This is a genomic window from Aquimarina sp. AU119 (assembly GCF_900312735.1).
Classification (GTDB): Bacteria; Bacteroidota; Bacteroidia; order Flavobacteriales; family Flavobacteriaceae; genus Aquimarina; species Aquimarina algiphila.
In genome coordinates this window covers 523,680-540,086 of sequence record NZ_OMPF01000022.1, presented here as the reverse complement: position 1 = coordinate 540,086, position 16,407 = coordinate 523,680, and the positions used below count along the sequence as shown (strand labels likewise).

At 31.3% G+C, this 16,407-nt stretch carries 14 protein-coding genes; 13 read left to right on the top strand and 1 reads right to left on the bottom strand.

The window, feature by feature from the left end; genetic code table 11:
- Positions 1-3 precede the first annotated feature (3 nt).
- From DK442_RS20205 to DK442_RS20175, 7 genes are read left to right on the top strand one after another with little or no spacing between them, the layout of a single operon-like run.
- Positions 4-1,098 carry an EpsG family protein gene (locus DK442_RS20205; protein WP_109437696.1) on the top strand — a complete coding sequence of 365 codons (1,095 nt, stop codon included), beginning with the start codon at positions 4-6 and terminating at the stop codon, positions 1,096-1,098.
- A 22-nt stretch (positions 1,099-1,120) separates the two neighbouring features.
- Positions 1,121-2,011, top strand: a complete 891-nt coding sequence (locus DK442_RS20200; RefSeq protein WP_109437873.1) for a glycosyltransferase family 2 protein — start codon at positions 1,121-1,123, stop codon at positions 2,009-2,011.
- The gene (locus DK442_RS20195) at positions 2,011-3,147 is read left to right on the top strand and encodes a glycosyltransferase family 1 protein (protein WP_109437695.1); all 1,137 of its coding nucleotides are present in this window, start codon (positions 2,011-2,013) and stop codon (positions 3,145-3,147) included. The genes DK442_RS20200 and DK442_RS20195 overlap by 1 nt, the downstream gene beginning before the upstream one ends.
- Before the next feature lie 2 nt (positions 3,148-3,149).
- A complete protein-coding gene (locus DK442_RS20190) occupies positions 3,150-4,544 on the top strand; it encodes a phenylacetate--CoA ligase family protein (protein WP_235010999.1) in 1,395 nt (464 codons plus the stop codon).
- Between the two features lie 53 nt (positions 4,545-4,597).
- Positions 4,598-5,734, top strand: a complete 1,137-nt coding sequence (locus DK442_RS28825) for a glycosyltransferase family 1 protein (RefSeq protein WP_200825146.1) — start codon at positions 4,598-4,600, stop codon at positions 5,732-5,734.
- A 28-nt stretch (positions 5,735-5,762) separates the two neighbouring features.
- Positions 5,763-7,175 carry an MBOAT family protein gene (locus tag DK442_RS20180; protein WP_109437694.1) on the top strand — a complete coding sequence of 471 codons (1,413 nt, stop codon included), beginning with the start codon at positions 5,763-5,765 and terminating at the stop codon, positions 7,173-7,175.
- A 3-nt stretch (positions 7,176-7,178) separates the two neighbouring features.
- A complete protein-coding gene (locus tag DK442_RS20175; protein ID WP_109437693.1) occupies positions 7,179-8,117 on the top strand; it encodes a DUF1574 family protein in 939 nt (312 codons plus the stop codon).
- Between the two features lie 182 nt (positions 8,118-8,299).
- On the opposite strand, the gene DK442_RS20170 is transcribed toward DK442_RS20175, so the two are convergent.
- On the bottom strand, positions 8,300-10,276 hold the full coding sequence (locus tag DK442_RS20170; protein ID WP_109437692.1) for a right-handed parallel beta-helix repeat-containing protein: 1,977 nt from the start codon (positions 10,274-10,276) through the stop codon (positions 8,300-8,302).
- Between the two features lie 302 nt (positions 10,277-10,578).
- Here DK442_RS20170 and DK442_RS20165 point away from each other — a divergent pair, with 302 nt between their 5' ends.
- The 6 genes from DK442_RS20165 to DK442_RS20140 all read left to right on the top strand — a co-directional run bounded on the left by DK442_RS20165 (position 10,579) and on the right by DK442_RS20140 (position 16,351).
- Positions 10,579-11,727, top strand: coding sequence for a glycosyltransferase family 4 protein (locus DK442_RS20165; protein WP_235011002.1), 1,149 nt, complete (start codon positions 10,579-10,581; stop codon positions 11,725-11,727).
- A gap of 362 nt (positions 11,728-12,089) precedes the next feature.
- Complete coding sequence (locus DK442_RS20160) at positions 12,090-12,695, top strand: sugar transferase (protein WP_109437690.1); 606 nt, start codon at positions 12,090-12,092, stop codon at positions 12,693-12,695.
- A 22-nt stretch (positions 12,696-12,717) separates the two neighbouring features.
- The gene (locus DK442_RS20155) at positions 12,718-13,815 is read left to right on the top strand and encodes a hypothetical protein (protein ID WP_109437689.1); all 1,098 of its coding nucleotides are present in this window, start codon (positions 12,718-12,720) and stop codon (positions 13,813-13,815) included.
- Between the two features lie 163 nt (positions 13,816-13,978).
- Complete coding sequence (locus DK442_RS20150) at positions 13,979-15,475, top strand: AMP-binding protein (RefSeq protein WP_109437688.1); 1,497 nt, start codon at positions 13,979-13,981, stop codon at positions 15,473-15,475.
- A gap of 11 nt (positions 15,476-15,486) precedes the next feature.
- Positions 15,487-15,726 (top strand): acyl carrier protein, encoded by a 240-nt coding sequence (locus DK442_RS20145; protein ID WP_109437687.1) that lies wholly within the window; start codon positions 15,487-15,489, stop codon positions 15,724-15,726.
- 19 nt (positions 15,727-15,745) lie between these two features.
- Positions 15,746-16,351, top strand: coding sequence for a sugar transferase (locus DK442_RS20140; RefSeq protein ID WP_109437686.1), 606 nt, complete (start codon positions 15,746-15,748; stop codon positions 16,349-16,351).
- Positions 16,352-16,407 lie beyond the last annotated feature (56 nt).

Here is a 16,407-nt window from a genome sequence, read left to right as displayed (position 1 = left end):
AGTATGTTTGATTTTATTCCCGTAGAGCAATATTTTCCGGTATATATAAATTTATTCCTGTTTCTGGTTTTGTTTACCCTTTTGCATACTCGTGTATTAAAAATAGATGATCATAAAAATATTGCGTTCACTAATATAGCTGGTTTTATATTAATGACATACATCATATTATATATGGGACAGAGACCATTAAGTGGTAAGTTTTTTGGAGATATGAGAACGTATACCAGGTATTTCAATTACTATAGGTTAGGAGGAGAAGTAACATCAGATACCGATGTGCTTTTTCATTTATATATGAAAAGTTTATCCTATGTAGCTTCTTCTCGAACGTTTTTTACTGTTACAGCGGCAATATATGTACTACCCTTATATAGAATCTCTAAGGAACTTTTTAAAGAGTATTGGTATTATGCTTTTTTAATGTTTGCAGTGTCTTTCTCTTTTTATACGTATGGAGTGAATGGTATTAGAAATGGCGCTGCTACATCTTTGTTTTTATTAGGGGTAAGTTTTAGAAAAAACACAATAGCTATGATATTGTGCTTTTTGTTATCGGTTTCTTTTCATAAAACCATGTCACTACCCATAATGGCTTTTACCATAACGAGGTTTTATAATGATCCTAAAGTGTTTTTAAAAGGATGGTTAGCTTGCATTCCTCTTTCATTAGCTATGGGTGGTTTTTGGGTATCCATTTTTAGTAGCTTGGGATTTGACGATAGACTTTCTGATTATTTAACTGCGCAAGCAGAAGAAGGTACTTTTGCAAGTACTGGTTTTCGTTGGGATTTCTTGTTTCATAGTTCATTTGCTGTTTTTGCAGGATGGTATGCTATTTATAAAAAAGATTTTAAAGACCCCTTTTATTTTAGACTTTTAAATACGTATTTGATTTGTAATGGGTTTTGGATTTTAGTGATAAAAGCAAACTACTCTAATAGATTTGCTTACTTATCATGGTTTATGATGGGATTAGTAACCATTTATCCATTTCTTAAACAACGATTTTTTAAGGATCACCATTTTATGATAGGTAAAATAACACTTATTTATTTTATGTTCACCTACGCTATGTATTATGTATATTCTGGATAACAAACTAACCAACAGAAATAATATGAAAACAATTACAGTATTTACTCCGACATATAACCGTGCTTATTGCTTGCATAAGTGTTATGAGAGTTTGGTGAAACAGTCAAACCAGGATTTTAAGTGGCTTATCATCGATGATGGTTCTTCAGATAATACAAAAGAATTAGTAGCATCCTGGATTAAGGAAGACAAGATAGATATACAATATCATTATCAGAAAAATTTGGGAATGCATGGAGGACATAATGCGGCCTATCGACTTATCGAGACAACACTTAATGTGTGTATTGATAGTGATGATTTTATGGGAGAAGAGGCAATTCAAAAAATACTAGATGCTTGGGAATCCATTAAGGATAAATCAGAATACGCAGGGTTAGTAGGATTGGATGCAGATGAAAGCGGAGCTATTATTGGAACTAAAATTCCAGAGGAGATTAAGGAAACTACAATGTACGAGTTATATAATACTCATAAAGTATTAGGAGATAAAAAATTAGTGTATCGCACCGAAGTAGTTAAGAAATATCCTCCATACCCAATTTTTGAAGGAGAACGTTTTGTACCACTGGGCTATTTATATCAATTGATCGACCAAGATTATAAGCTTTTACCAATTAATGAAGTTTTTTGTGTAGTAGAATATATGGAAGATGGCTCTAGTATGAATATGTTAAAACAATATAGGAGACATCCCAGAGGCTTTGCATTTTCAAGGAAAAGCAGGATGCAATTGGCAACAGGTTTTAAAGATAAATTTAAAAATGCAATTCATTATGTGTCAAGTTCATTGTTTATTAAGAATGGTGCATTTTTAAAAGAATCGCCAAAAAAACTAATCACCTTCTTCGCAATTCCGCTAGGAGTATTACTACACTTATATATTAGATTCAAAACTAAAAATGATTTTTAATGGCTATTACCAAGGTTTTACAAGTTTTTACCATTATGAATCGTGGAGGAGCAGAATCTATGATCATGAATTATTATCGTAATATTGATAGAGATAAAATTCAGTTTGATTTTTTAGTACATAGAAAAGAGAAAGCAGCTTTTGATGATGAAATAGAAAGTTTAGGAGGTAAGATTTATAGAATGGATCCTATTAATCCTTTTTTTCCTGGAGAGTATTATAATAGGTTAAGGACCTTTTTTAAAGAACATACAGAATATGCTATAGTACATTCTCATCTTAATACATTCAGCTCTTTTCCTTTAAAAATAGCGAGAGAGTTTAAAATCCCTTGTAGAATTGCACATGCGCATACAGCATTTGAGAATATAAAACTTAGAAATTTTATTCCAAATAAAGAAAACCTAACAGAAACGGTAAAAAAACTTATAAAATTTAGATTAAAGAAAAAGGTAAGCATCTATGCTACACATCGCTTTTCGTGTGGAGATAAAGCTGGGCAATGGCTTTTTGGTGAAAACAATGATTTTTACACCATGAATAATGCTATTGATACCAAAAAGTTTATCCATAATCCCGAAACAGATAAAAAGTATAGAAAGGAGTTAAATCTAGAAGATAAAGTAATAATCGGACATGTAGGACGTCTTAATAACGCAAAAAATCATTCGTATCTACTTAGAATATTTGCGAACATTATAGAAGAAAGGCCAGATTGTGTTTTAGTACTTGTGGGTAATGGAGAGTTACAACAAGCGATAGAGCAAGAAATTGATGATTTAGGAATTCAGGATCGAGTTAAGATGTTAGGGGTTAGATCAGATATACCAGAATTACTTCAGATGATGGATGTTTTTGTTTTTCCATCATTTTATGAAGGGCTTCCCGTTACTTTAATAGAAGCACAGGCTGCAGGACTTAAAATTCTTGCATCAGATACAATTACTCAAGAAGTAAAACTAACCGATGATATTGAGTTTGTTTCAATTCAAAAACCAACTAGTTTTTGGGTAAACAAGATATTTAATGCTTTATCATACGAAAAACAGGATAACAGTGATAAAATTTCAGAAGCAGGTTATGATATTGTATCTAATACAGAAAAAATACAAAGCTTTTATCTAAATAATAAATAGTTATGGGAAATATGCAGGACAAGATTTATGAAAAATCTCCGCATTTTGTACAAAATTGGATTGTTTCTATTTATAATCTTTTGGCATATAAAAAAAGATATTCAGGAAAATATAAATATTTTCTAGAAGATTATTTACAAAAAAGAAACTTGTCATTAGATGAACTGAAAGAACTTCAAATACAGAAGTATAAAGAACTTATTAATCATGCAAAAAATCATTCTGAGTATTATAGAAATATTTTCTCTAAAATAGAATCTCCAGAAGATCTGGCTAATATAAAACAACTGCCAATCATTGATAAGGAAACCTTAAGAAACAATCTTTCAGATATTTATACAGTTAAAAAAAGCGAAGGTATACTTTCTAAAACAGGAGGTACAACTGGGAAATCTCTAGAAGTATTGTATAGCCCTGATGATGTACAGGAACGATTTGCATTACTTGATAATTTTAGAAATGAATTTGGATATAAGTTAGGGAAGAAAACCGCATGGTTTAGTGGTAAAAATCTTTTAGGTAAGAAGGATCTGAAAAAAAATAGATTTTGGAAAACAGATCATATTCATAAAGTAAGGTATTATTCTACTTTTCATATTCACGGAAAATACTTAAAATATTATATTGAAAATTTGATCACATATCAACCAGAATATATGGTTGGTTTTCCTTCTACGATGTATGAGATCGCAAAATATGGAATGGCTCATGATATAGATTTTCCTGCAAATATTATAAAAGCAATATTTCCTACAGCAGAAACGATTACTGATGATATTAGAAATGTTCTTGAAGGATATTTTAAGACAAATCTATATAACCAATATGCATCTTCTGAAGGAGCACCATTTATCTTTGAATGCAAAAATAAAAAGCTACACATGGATTTAAAAAGTGGAGTTTTTGAAGTTTTGAATGAAAATAATGAACCCAGTAAAAAAGGAAGACTTGTAGTCACTTCTTTTACTACGCATGGTACTCCGTTAATACGATATGATATAGGAGATCAAATTGAATTAGCAGATGATAATGATACTTGTGACTGTGGAAATAATAATCCATTGGTTAAAGAAGTTTTGGGACGTATCTCAGATTATATTTATTCTGAAGAAATTGGTAAAATAAACCTTGGGAATATATCTAACTGTTTAAAAGGAGTTAAGGGGATTGTTAAATTTCAAATTCAGCAAGACGTAATTGATAGTCTTTTGGTTTTAATAGAAAAAGATGATCAAATATACTCACCCGAGTATGAAAAGGTATTTTTAAAAAACTTACGAGATCGTGTTGGATCTAGTATTACAATTGAAGTAAAACATGTTGCAGAAATACCGGTAGAAAAAAGTGGAAAGTATAGATTAATAAAAAATAACATCAAAGAAGAAATTAATGTCTGATTTGAGAGTATTAAGAATTAGGGGTGTTGTATAACAAATAATTATTTTATAAAATGATCAAAGTTTTACAGGTTTTTACGATGATGGATAGGGGAGGTTCAGAATCTATGATTATGAACTATTATAGGAAGATAGATAGAGAAAAAATTCAGTTTGATTTTCTGGTACATAGAAAAGAGAAGTGTGATTTTGATGATGAAATTGAAAGCCTTGGAGGAAGAATTTATAGGCTATCATCAATAAATCCAATATTTCCTGGTAAATACTATGAAGAATTACGAGCATTTTTTAAAACCCATACAGAATACACTATTATTCACTCTCATTTAAATACATTTAGTTGTTTTCCTATAAAAATTGCCAAAGAATTTAATATTCCTATTAGGATTGTTCATGCGCATATAGCAATTGAAAAAATTAAATTTTCTGACCTGATTCCTAGTAAAGAAAATATTATAGATACGGTTAAAAAGCTTATAAAATTCCGATTGAAGAATAAAAATCGTAAGGATGCTACTCATTATTTTTCGTGTGGAGATAAAGCAGGTCAATGGCTTTTTGGTAAAAACACTGAATTTTTGACGATGAATAATGCTATCGATACCGAGAAATTTGTTTTTGATCCAATAATAAGAAAAGAATACAGAAAAAAAATGGAGGTTGAAGATCAATTTGTTATTGGTCATGTTGGAAGATTGGACACTCAAAAAAATCATGTATTCTTAATACAGATCTTTGCCAGTATTATAGAAAAATACCCTAATGCAAAGTTAATGCTCGTGGGAGAAGGCCCCTTGAGAGATAAAATTACAGCTGAAGCAAAACGTCTAGGAGTAGAGGGTAATGTTATGGTTTTAGGCGTACGATCAGATATTCCAGAACTATTGCAAGCGTTTGATTCTTTTGTGTTTCCTTCGTTTTATGAAGGGTTACCAGTAACTCTTATAGAAGCACAGGCGGCCGGACTTAAAATTTTTGCTTCTGATACGATTACAAATGAAGTGAGTTTGACCAATGATATAGAATTTTTGTCAATTACAGAAACTTCTGATTTTTGGGCAAATAAAATTGTCAAAATGATATCCTATGACAGGATAGATAATACATCTCAAATCGTTAATGGAGGTTATGATATCATATCTAACACAAAACGAATTGAAGAGTTTTATCTTCAACAAATAAACAGTTAATTCTTATACTAAAACCAAGAACAAGTATATGCTTTTTAATTCTGTAGATTTTTTCATATTCCTTTCTTTAGTTTTCATTGGCTATTGGTTTGTTGTATATAAAAATCTAAGATTACAAAATATTTTATTACTTGTAGCCAGTTATGTATTTTATGGTTGGTGGGACTGGCGTTTTTTGTCTTTGATAGCATTAAGTACAATTATCGATTATACAGCAGGATTTAGAATATACGAATCCAAGGAAAAATCGATAAAAAAAAGATGGCTCTGGGTAAGTATTATCTTCAATTTGGGAATGTTAGGGTTTTTTAAATACTATAACTTTTTTATAGATTCCTGGATTGATCTTTTTGCTGCTATGGGGTATGAACTTCAGAGTACATGGACTTTACAAATTATTCTACCTGTTGGTATTTCGTTTTATACCTTTCAGACGTTGTCATACTCAATAGATATTTATAAAGAAAAGTTACAACCCACTAAAGATTTTATTGCTTTCGCAGCATTTGTATCTTTTTTTCCACAGTTAGTGGCCGGACCTATAGAAAGAGCCACCAATCTGGTGCCACAGTTTTTAAAGAAGAGAACATTTACATATAAAACTTTTTCTTATGGAATAAAGTTAATGATTTGGGGGTTCTTCTTAAAGTTAGTAGTTGCAGACAGGGCAGCCATTTATGTAAATGCGGTGTATAATAATACAGAAAATCATGATGGTTTAAGTTTTATAGCTGCAACAGTACTATTTGCTTTTCAGATCTATGGAGATTTTGCTGGATATTCGTTAATTGCTATTGGTACTTCTAAGCTTTTTGGTTTTGATTTGATGACCAACTTTAGGAGACCGTATTTTTCGGCTTCGGTAAGTGAATTTTGGACCAGATGGCATATTTCATTATCCACATGGTTTAGAGATTATTTATACATACCGTTAGGAGGAAATCGAGTTGCAAAACCTAGGTGGTTGTTTAATCTTTTTATTACGTTCTTAATTAGTGGACTGTGGCATGGTGCAAATTGGACTTTTGTGGTTTGGGGAGCTTTAAACGGACTGTATTTAATTTTAGAAGTTCTCCTATTTAAAAAAAGAAGAAAAGGAGTGTTTAATGTAGTATTGACGTTTGCTTTAATCAATTTTGCATGGGTATTCTTTAGAGCAAATAGTATTGAAGATGCTTTTTATATTATAAAGAGAATCTGCACTGTGCCGGGTAGATTGTATATTGGTAGTGGAGATGATATAACGGCTTCATTATATGCTACATTGGCAATTGCTATTTTGGTCCTGGTAGAATTGAAAAAAGAATATTTCAATACCCTGTTTTCGATTTCTAATCATAAGTATGAATTTGTACGATTAACAGGGTATGCGGTTTTGATTTATATGATTATGTATTTTGGAGTTTTTGGTAAAAGTCAATTTATTTATTTTCAGTTTTAAAAGATGATTAAAAAAGAATATAAGACATCATTAATCAAACTTGGAAAATTTCTTGTGATTTTTCTTATCGCAGATTTTGCTTTGGGAATGATTTCTAAGCAACTGTTTTTTAGTCAGGAAACGGGAAAATATGCCAGATCTACATATGCCATACAAGAAACAGATGCAAAAGTATTGGTATTCGGGAGTTCTCATGCGCATCGACATTATGTTCCTGAAGTTATAGAAAAAGAATTGCAAACATCTTGTTATAATGCCGGAGCAGAAGGACAGCAATTACTATATCATGTAGCGCTTCAAAAAATGATTGTTAAGCGAATCAAACCAGAACTGATCATCTTGAATATTGATGAAGACTTTTTATATCATTCAAAAGAAGCATATGATAGACTTAGTGATTTACATCCATATTATTCAGAGTATAGAGATGATTTAGAACCAATATTAGGATTGCAGTCTAAGTTAGTGGATTTTAAATTGTTTTTTAATGGATATCAGGCTAACTCTACAATTATGCATGTTATTCGTTATTACGCATCTCCTCAGTTAGATTATAAAGGATATCGACCTTTATTTGGAAAAGTTAAACTTTCTAAAAGTATAAAAGAAGAAACTCAATCCAAAATAGAAAAAGGAGTAGAGGATATAGATCAAAATTTTGTTACTGCCCTTCATACCTTTATTGCAACAGCTAAGGATAATAATATAGACTTAGTTTTCGCGACTTCTCCAACTTATCTTATCGTAGATCATACAACGAATGCATCTTTTATTAGAATTAAAGCTATAGCAGAAAAAGAAAATATTCCTTTTGTAGATTTTTTCAATGATCAACAATTCACTGGTAAACCGATGTTATTTCATGATTCATCACATTTAAATAATGATGGAGCGAAGCTATTCACCAAAAACTTAGCAGATCAAATTAAAGCGCTTAAATAACTAAAATTGATATTGGAAATTTATGTTAATCAGAGTGAAAAATCACTCAATTTGATACCTTTTTAAAATTAAACCTCTTTATTGAATTCACGTTAAATAATACATATTAATATATAAACTATAAAATAAAAACCCCAGAGTAGTTTAACTCTGGGGTTTCTTATATCATATTGTATAACTAATTAGTTACATGTATTACCTGTATCGGTAACTGCACCTGGATTAGTAGAGTTATTATTAATACATACTAATCTAGAAGCACCAGTGGGCTCAAAGATGGTATTATTAGCTAGAGTTACTGCTGAATTATCTCCAAATAATCGAATTCCGTCACTATCTGTAGGCTTAATTTTAGTATTTCCAGAAACCTCTATATTAGAAGCATCTCCAATTTGTAAACCACCATCAACAGTATTATTTCTAAAGATAATACCATTTGTTTTTGTAAAGTTTACAGCTTTAGCTGTAATAAAGGTATTTTCTTCTAAAGTTACACGAAAAGCGCTATGCTCTGGTTTATCATTAAGCTGTGCAAAATATACATGAAAACGACCTCCATTAACAGTATTACGCTTTAGAGAAACATTTTCCACAAAAGAATTCGTAGCACTTATAGCATTACCCGATGTAGTAATGGTATTGTCATTAAATTCTGAATTTTTAGACTTTCCAAATTGTAATCCTATAGCACAATCTGTTATCGTATTATTAAGGATATCAGTGTCATCAGCGTTGGTAGCAATAGCCAGATCATATCCAGATATAGTATTACCAGAAATTATATTGTTGAAAGCAGTTTCGCCACCGTCTGCTGCAAATATGGCAAAACGATCTTTTGCTTCTGGAGATAATGCTTTAAACGTATTATTGATGATTCTGGTTCCATTGGTATGTGTAAACACCAATTGTGTTTCAAAATTATTTTCTTCGACAGTAACGGTCTGACCAATAGTAATAGAAACACATCCACCTCTACTGCCAGTCTCTGTATTTCCTTTGATAAGGACATCAAAAACTCTTTCGAATTCTCTAAGCTCTCCTGTATCAGGATCTCTTCTTCTTGTGGCTTCAATATTAATAGCATATCCAACTTCACCTCCATCAGAATTTGTAGAGGCATTACCAGTATTGGTAAACGTATTGTTCAATATTTTGATATCTCTACCTTCTGTCAACGCGATACTCATTCTTCTACTATTTTCAAATAGACAATTTTGTACGGTTACATTAGTTGTAGGATTATAGGTATCTGGATTAAAAGAAAAACCGATAGAGTTAATATTAAGAGAACCACTAGACCCATCAACAAATCGAACACCATCTACGGTAACATTTCTTCCAGAACGGATTAGTAAAGTATGTGAGCCATACTGTCCTGCTAAATCTCCAGGGGGGTAGGCTCGTTGATTTCTGTCTCCATATAAATTACCTCCTTTTATAATTACATTTTCTGCATCACGAACAGCTAACAGTGCTCCTCTTTCATTATCTGCTACACCCGGAAAAACACGTAGGTTGGTATCTTCAGACATCAAAAGAGTGAAGTTAGAAGGTACATTAACTGCTTCTATAGCGGGGTGATGAACTATACTAAACTCACGTGTTGGATAGTGTATCTGGAAAAAAGCATCAAATTTACCAATTTGAAACGTCTTGGCTCCATAGCTTTTTGTGTATTCCATTAATCGTTCTAACTCAAAATTATTTTCTTGAGCAATATCAGAAGTAGTCGTTCCTTCTACAATGCCTTCCCATCGAGAAGCAAAAAATTGAAATGTAGGATCTTTTAATTGTACATCTCCTTCAAGCTCTAATTTAGAACTCAATAATCTTCCATCGATAGTACCACCTTGAAAGACTAATTTACCTTTTCCGATAATGTCTCCTCCTTCAAATTCGAAGTTTACATTTTCTGGTAAATTAATAGTTTCTCCTTTAAGGTCTAAAACACAATTTAGAACAATAGTAGAATTTGCAGCTACGCTAGATAAATCAAAATCACAAGGTGTTGTGATTACATTGGGTGGCGTATCTGGTACAGCTACAATAGGTTCTTCTCCAGTAGTATCTGGGGGAGTAAGTTCATCAACACTTTCTTTGCTACAGGACGTAACAATAGTGATCGTCAAAATCAGTAGGTAATAAATTAAATTTTTCATTCGGGGGGAATTAATTTTTTTGGTTTAATTATTTCTCTATGAACGGGGTAACGCCCAATTAATTGTACATATTTTATTTAAAAATGTTAAAGTTTGTGTAAAAATAACAAATATGTCGATTTTGTCATAGAACCCTTACAAGGATTGATGAAATGCCGTACAAGGGTAATGATTTTTACTTGTTTTTTTGAGTAATTTATGAAAAATAAAAGAAAACCGAGGATTAAGTTTTCAAACAAGGGCATATACTTATATTTGCCTCTGAAAATATTTGATAATTATATTGTTGAGTTTTGGGGAACATACAAAAAATAATTAGGGTTACTACAGTACCGATATCACTGGGGAAATTATTACAGGGACAATTACAATTTATGTCTCAACATTATGATGTTATAGGAGTGTCGGGTAAAGGAGGTGATACATTAGAAAAGGTATCAAAACAAGAAGGAGTTCGGGTTATTCCGATTGAAATGACTCGTAAGATTACTCCGGTTCAGGATTTAAAGGCGGTTTTTGCCTTGTATAGATTGTTTAAAAAAGAAAAACCAGATATTGTTCATAGCCATACCCCTAAGGCAGGAACATTATCAATGTTGGCTGCAAAATTGGCTGGCGTACCTCATCGCTTACATACGATAGCAGGATTACCACTGTTAGAAGCTACCGGTGCTAAAAGAACGCTCTTAAATACAGTAGAAAAACTAACCTATGCTTGCGCTACCAAAATTTATCCTAATTCTACTGGGCTTAATGATATTATCATCAAACATAAATTTACTTCACCAAAAAAGCTAAAAGTAATAGCTAACGGAAGTTCTAATGGGATTGATACTTCTTTTTTTGATCCGGGTTTATATTCTGATGAAGATAATTTAAAACTATCGCAAAGTCTAGGGATTAATTCATCAGATACTGTTATTGTATATGTGGGTAGATTGGTAAGAGATAAAGGAATACATGAACTTATAGATGCTTTTAAGAAACTGAATACAGAGTCTACTACTGCCAAACTACTATTGGTAGGTACCTATGAAAAAGATCTGGATCCATTATCTCCAGAAACTGAAGAAGAAATTAATACCAATCCTAATATTATTATGGTGGGTTGGCAGGATGATGTGCGACCTTATTTTGCCATTTCTGATATATTGGCTTTTCCTAGTTATCGAGAAGGGTTTCCTAATGTAGTGATGCAAGCTGCTTCTATGGGATTGGCAAGTATTGTAACCGATATTAATGGGTGTAATGAAATTATTACCGATAGTAACAATAATGGTAAAATAATTCCTGTAAAAAATGCAGAACAATTGTTTGAGAATATGAAGTTGTTGGTAAATGATGACACCTTAAGAACTACTTTGGCTGCTAATGCGAGAACATCGATTACCAGTCGCTATGAGCGCAAAGTAGTATGGAATGCCATTTTGGAAGAGTATCGTCAGTTGTAGAAAAATGTTCTGATAAAAAAGTCTTTTTTGGATCTACTTTTTTAGAACTAAAAAAGTTAATTTAAGAGTTTAAAAACCAAAATATTGATTGTATATTCGCAATCGGTTTTAAGGATAAAACCATAAACGAAATATGAGCTAAATTCCCCAATAGCAAATAGTACATATTTCTTTATTTCCCCCAGTTTTTTAGATGCAAACTGTATTCCAGAATTGTTTTTGGAATCTTTTTTTGTGATTAATAATAGCAATAGGATATATAAGAGATTGTAATTCTTTTATTTCACTTTTTAACAAATGCTTTATACATTTGTTTGGTTTAATAATCGAGCCCTCTATATAACTGACTAAACTTTATAAAGGTGTATAAATTTTTTATTAAAAGAATTCTTGATTTTAGTATTGCACTGGTATCGCTACTTCTTCTTTCACCTGTTTTGTTACCATTGATCTTTTTCCTGGCAATTGCGAATGGAGGTAAACCTTTTTTTATTCAGAGAAGACCTGGTAAGAAAGAAAAGATTTTTAGTATCATAAAGCTTAAAACGATGAACGATAAAAAAGATGCCGACGGGAATTTGTTACCAGATAAAGATAGAATTACGAAGATAGGAGCATTTGTTAGGAAAACATCTTTGGATGAAATTCCTCAATTGTTCAATGTAGTATTAGGACAAATGTCGTTAATAGGGCCTCGCCCCTTGATTATAGCCTATCTCCCGGTATATAATGAAGTTCAAAAAAAACGACATAATGTAAGACCTGGAATTACAGGATGGGCCCAGGTAAATGGAAGAAATTCTATAACATGGAAAAAGAAATTTGAATATGATGTATGGTATGTAGAAAACTATAATTTTTTGTTAGATCTAAAAATAATAGGATTAACACTAAAAAAAGTAATACAAAAAGAAGATGTAAATCTATCAAATGATTTGACATCAGAATATTTTGACGGTACAAACTAGTTATATTTCTTAGAAATAATAGATGAGTAAAAATTTAGAGATAGTTGCGATAACCAAGAAAATGCTAAGAGAAGGTATTGATCAAAATACCTATTGGAAAGGAGATCTTACTCCTTTACCAAAAAGTAAAGCATTATGGTTGGTTTCAAATACACGGATAGAAGAAGATGAGTATTGTGGTGTTATCGGGTATGAGGATAATAAAATGATCTCTTTTGTTTTTATGTTTCCCGATTTATTGAATAATGGGAGCAATGAACCATCAAAAGTATATTGGATGATATCCTGGTGGGTACACAAAGAATATAAGGATACGGTTCTGGGAACTTATATTTATAATGAAGCTGTTAACTTAACGGGGAAACAAATACTTATAAAATCTTATGCAGAGAATGTAACTACATTTTATGAGAAACAACCTTTTACTATAATCTCATCAAGATTAAGACATACGATCTTTTTTAGTTTAGATGCATCAATGCTCATTGGACGATTTAGGTTCTTAAAATCATTTAAGTTTATTTTGGATAGAGTTGATAATACTGTAGCATCATGTATTAGACTATTAAATGGACCTAAGGCTAGAAAAAGAACTAAAATGCTTTCTTATGATTATATGAATCAGTTAGATGATGCTACCTGGGAGTTTATAGCTCCACTTTGCAAAGATGATTTGATCTATAAAACAAAGGAGTATGTGAATTGGCAGATTAATGCTATGCAGTATATGCAAACTCCTATTGCAACTAAACATCCCTATACATCGTTACAAACAGGAACCAGTAATAATATCTATATTCATAATCTTAAGATTATGAAAGGAGATCAAATCATTGGATTTTTATCCTACATCATAAATTATAATGAATTTAATGTCAAATACTTCCTGGTAAAAGAGGAGGAGTATTATGATATATGTATAGATGCATTGATGGATAATTTTATTAAAAAGAAAAGAAAGTTCATTTTTACAGATGATACCAAGCTATCAGATTGTATAACAAAAAGATATAGTACTATTTTTACGCATCGAGTGACAAAAAAAGGATTAGCTCATGATGACACCAAACTGGATTTTGAAAATTCGGATATATTAAACAGAGATGGTCATTTTTATTAATGAAATTGTGTTTTGATAATATATTTATAAGTAAACAAATTATAATTTAAAATAATCATATAAAAATATAGGGGTGAATACCCCAAAAAAAGTCTTAAAAAAGTATATATTTTTGTCAATACAATTAAATGTATAGCGCAGAATAAATTGTTTAATATATAAGATGAAATTTGTAAAAAAACTACAAGAATCAATAGAGAATCACTCAACAGGTAATGTGTTATGTATTAACAATACGTTCTATACATATAAGGATTTTGCTGTAGAGATATCCAAGATTAGATCTGCAATAGCAAATACAGTGGCAGAATCTGAAAAACTTATTGGATTAGTTACCAATGATGACCTGCAAACATATGCAAGTATTATTGCTCTTTGGTTTGAAGGAAAAGCATATGTTCCTGTAAACCCTTCTACTCCTATAGAAAGAAATACAAAGGTTTTTGAATTAACAGAAACAAAATACGTTATTGATTCTTCAAAAACTTCGATATATAAGAATCAAACTGTTATACCTTCATCTACATTAGAGAATACAGAAATTAATTTGGGACCAAAGGAGGTTTCTGGGGATGACTTAGCATATATTTTATTTACATCGGGCACTACGGGGCTTCCAAAAGGAGTGCCTATTACTTTTGATAATGTACAGGGATTAGTGAACGCTATTGATGCTGAACCAGAGTTTAATTTGGTTTCGTCGGATAGATGCTTGCAAATGTTTGAACTTACTTTTGACTTCTCAGTGGTTACCTACTTGTTTCCAATATTGGGAGGCGCATGTATGTATACCATACCCAAAAGTGCAATAAAGTATTTCTATATTTTTAAATTGATTAAAGAGCAGAAACTTACGGTACTTACTATGGTTCCTTCGATTATCAATTATTTACGCCCTTATTTCCCAGAGATTAATGCTCCCGATGTTAGGTATTGTAGTTTTGGAGGGGGAGCTTTACATAGCGACATCGCAAGAGAGTGGAGTGATTGTCTGCCCAATTGTAAAATATTTAATTACTATGGACCAACAGAATTTACAGTATACAGTGGTTTTTATCCATACCATAAAGAAACGGATCAGAAAGCGCATAATGGTATTATCGCAATCGGAACTCCACAAAAAGATACATTATACCTTGTTGTAAACGAAAATAATGAGGAAGTGCCCACTGGTGTCACAGGAGAATTATGTTTGGGTGGTCCACAAATAACACCCGGATATTGGAAAAATGAAGAACGAAATGCAATTAGTTTTTTTACAAGAGAAGAGAAAGGAAAGCAAGAACGTTATTATAAAACAGGTGACCTTTGTTTCAAGGATGAAGAAGGAGATTTTTTGTATGTAGGAAGAGCAGATTTTCAGGTGAAAATAAGAGGATATAGAGTAGAACTGGCAGAAATTGAATTTCATGCTAAATCAAAATCTCCCAAGAAGGTAAATATGGTAGCATTAGATATTACCAATAATTTGGGTAATGCCGAGCTAGGTTTGGCTATTGAATCTGATGAATTTGATACTGCTGATATATTTGAATATATGAAAACAAAAATGCCGGATTATATGGTTCCCGGACATGTGAGATTTGTTAAAGAATTTCCGCATAGTATTAATGGAAAGATTAACAGGAAAGAATTAAGAACGTATTTTGACATAAATTAAATAGTCTATAAATGAATAAAGAAGAAATTTTCTCTAAAGTAAAAGAAGCTTTTGTAACAGTATTAGAACACGATAATTTTCAACTTACAGATACAACTACAGCTGATGATGTTGATGGTTGGGAATCGATTACACATATGATGATCATATCAGAGGTAGAGAAATCTTTTGGTATTAAGTTTAAATTAATGGACTTAATGAATATGAATAATGTTGGAGATTTGATCAGAACGATTGAATCTGAACTATAATTTTTTTGAAAGAACGATTATGTATAATCCGTATATTAAAAGAGTATTCGATTTTTTTCTTTCTCTTTCAGGTGTTCTCTTATTGTCACCATTTATAATCATACTCGTTTTAATATTATTTGTGGTTAATAAAGGAAAACCATTTTTTTTGCAACAAAGACCAGGAAAAAATGGAAAGCTTTTTAAAATTATTAAGTTTAAAACCATGTCTGATCTCAAGTCAGATGAGAAAGATGTTCATAATGTGTCTCGAATAACGAAGGTGGGAGCTTTTATAAGAAAATATTCATTAGATGAGATTTTACAGCTTATCAATGTATTAAAAGGAGATATGAGTTTAATAGGTCCAAGACCACTTTTGGTGGAATACTTACCTTTGTATAACGATATACAGAAAAAAAGACACAATGTAAGACCCGGAATAACAGGATGGGCTCAGGTAAAAGGAAGGAATACAATATCATGGATTCAAAAATTTGAATACGATGTATGGTATGTAGAAAACATAAGTTTTATGTTAGATGTTAAAATTTTGTTTTTGACCTTGCAAAAAGTAGTAAAGAAAGAGGGGGTAAATGTTGATCAGAATACTATTATGCCTGCTTGGAAAGGAAATAACCAATGAAAATAATAAACATTTTATATCGTTTTTATTAACAAACTAGAATTCACAAAACCAAC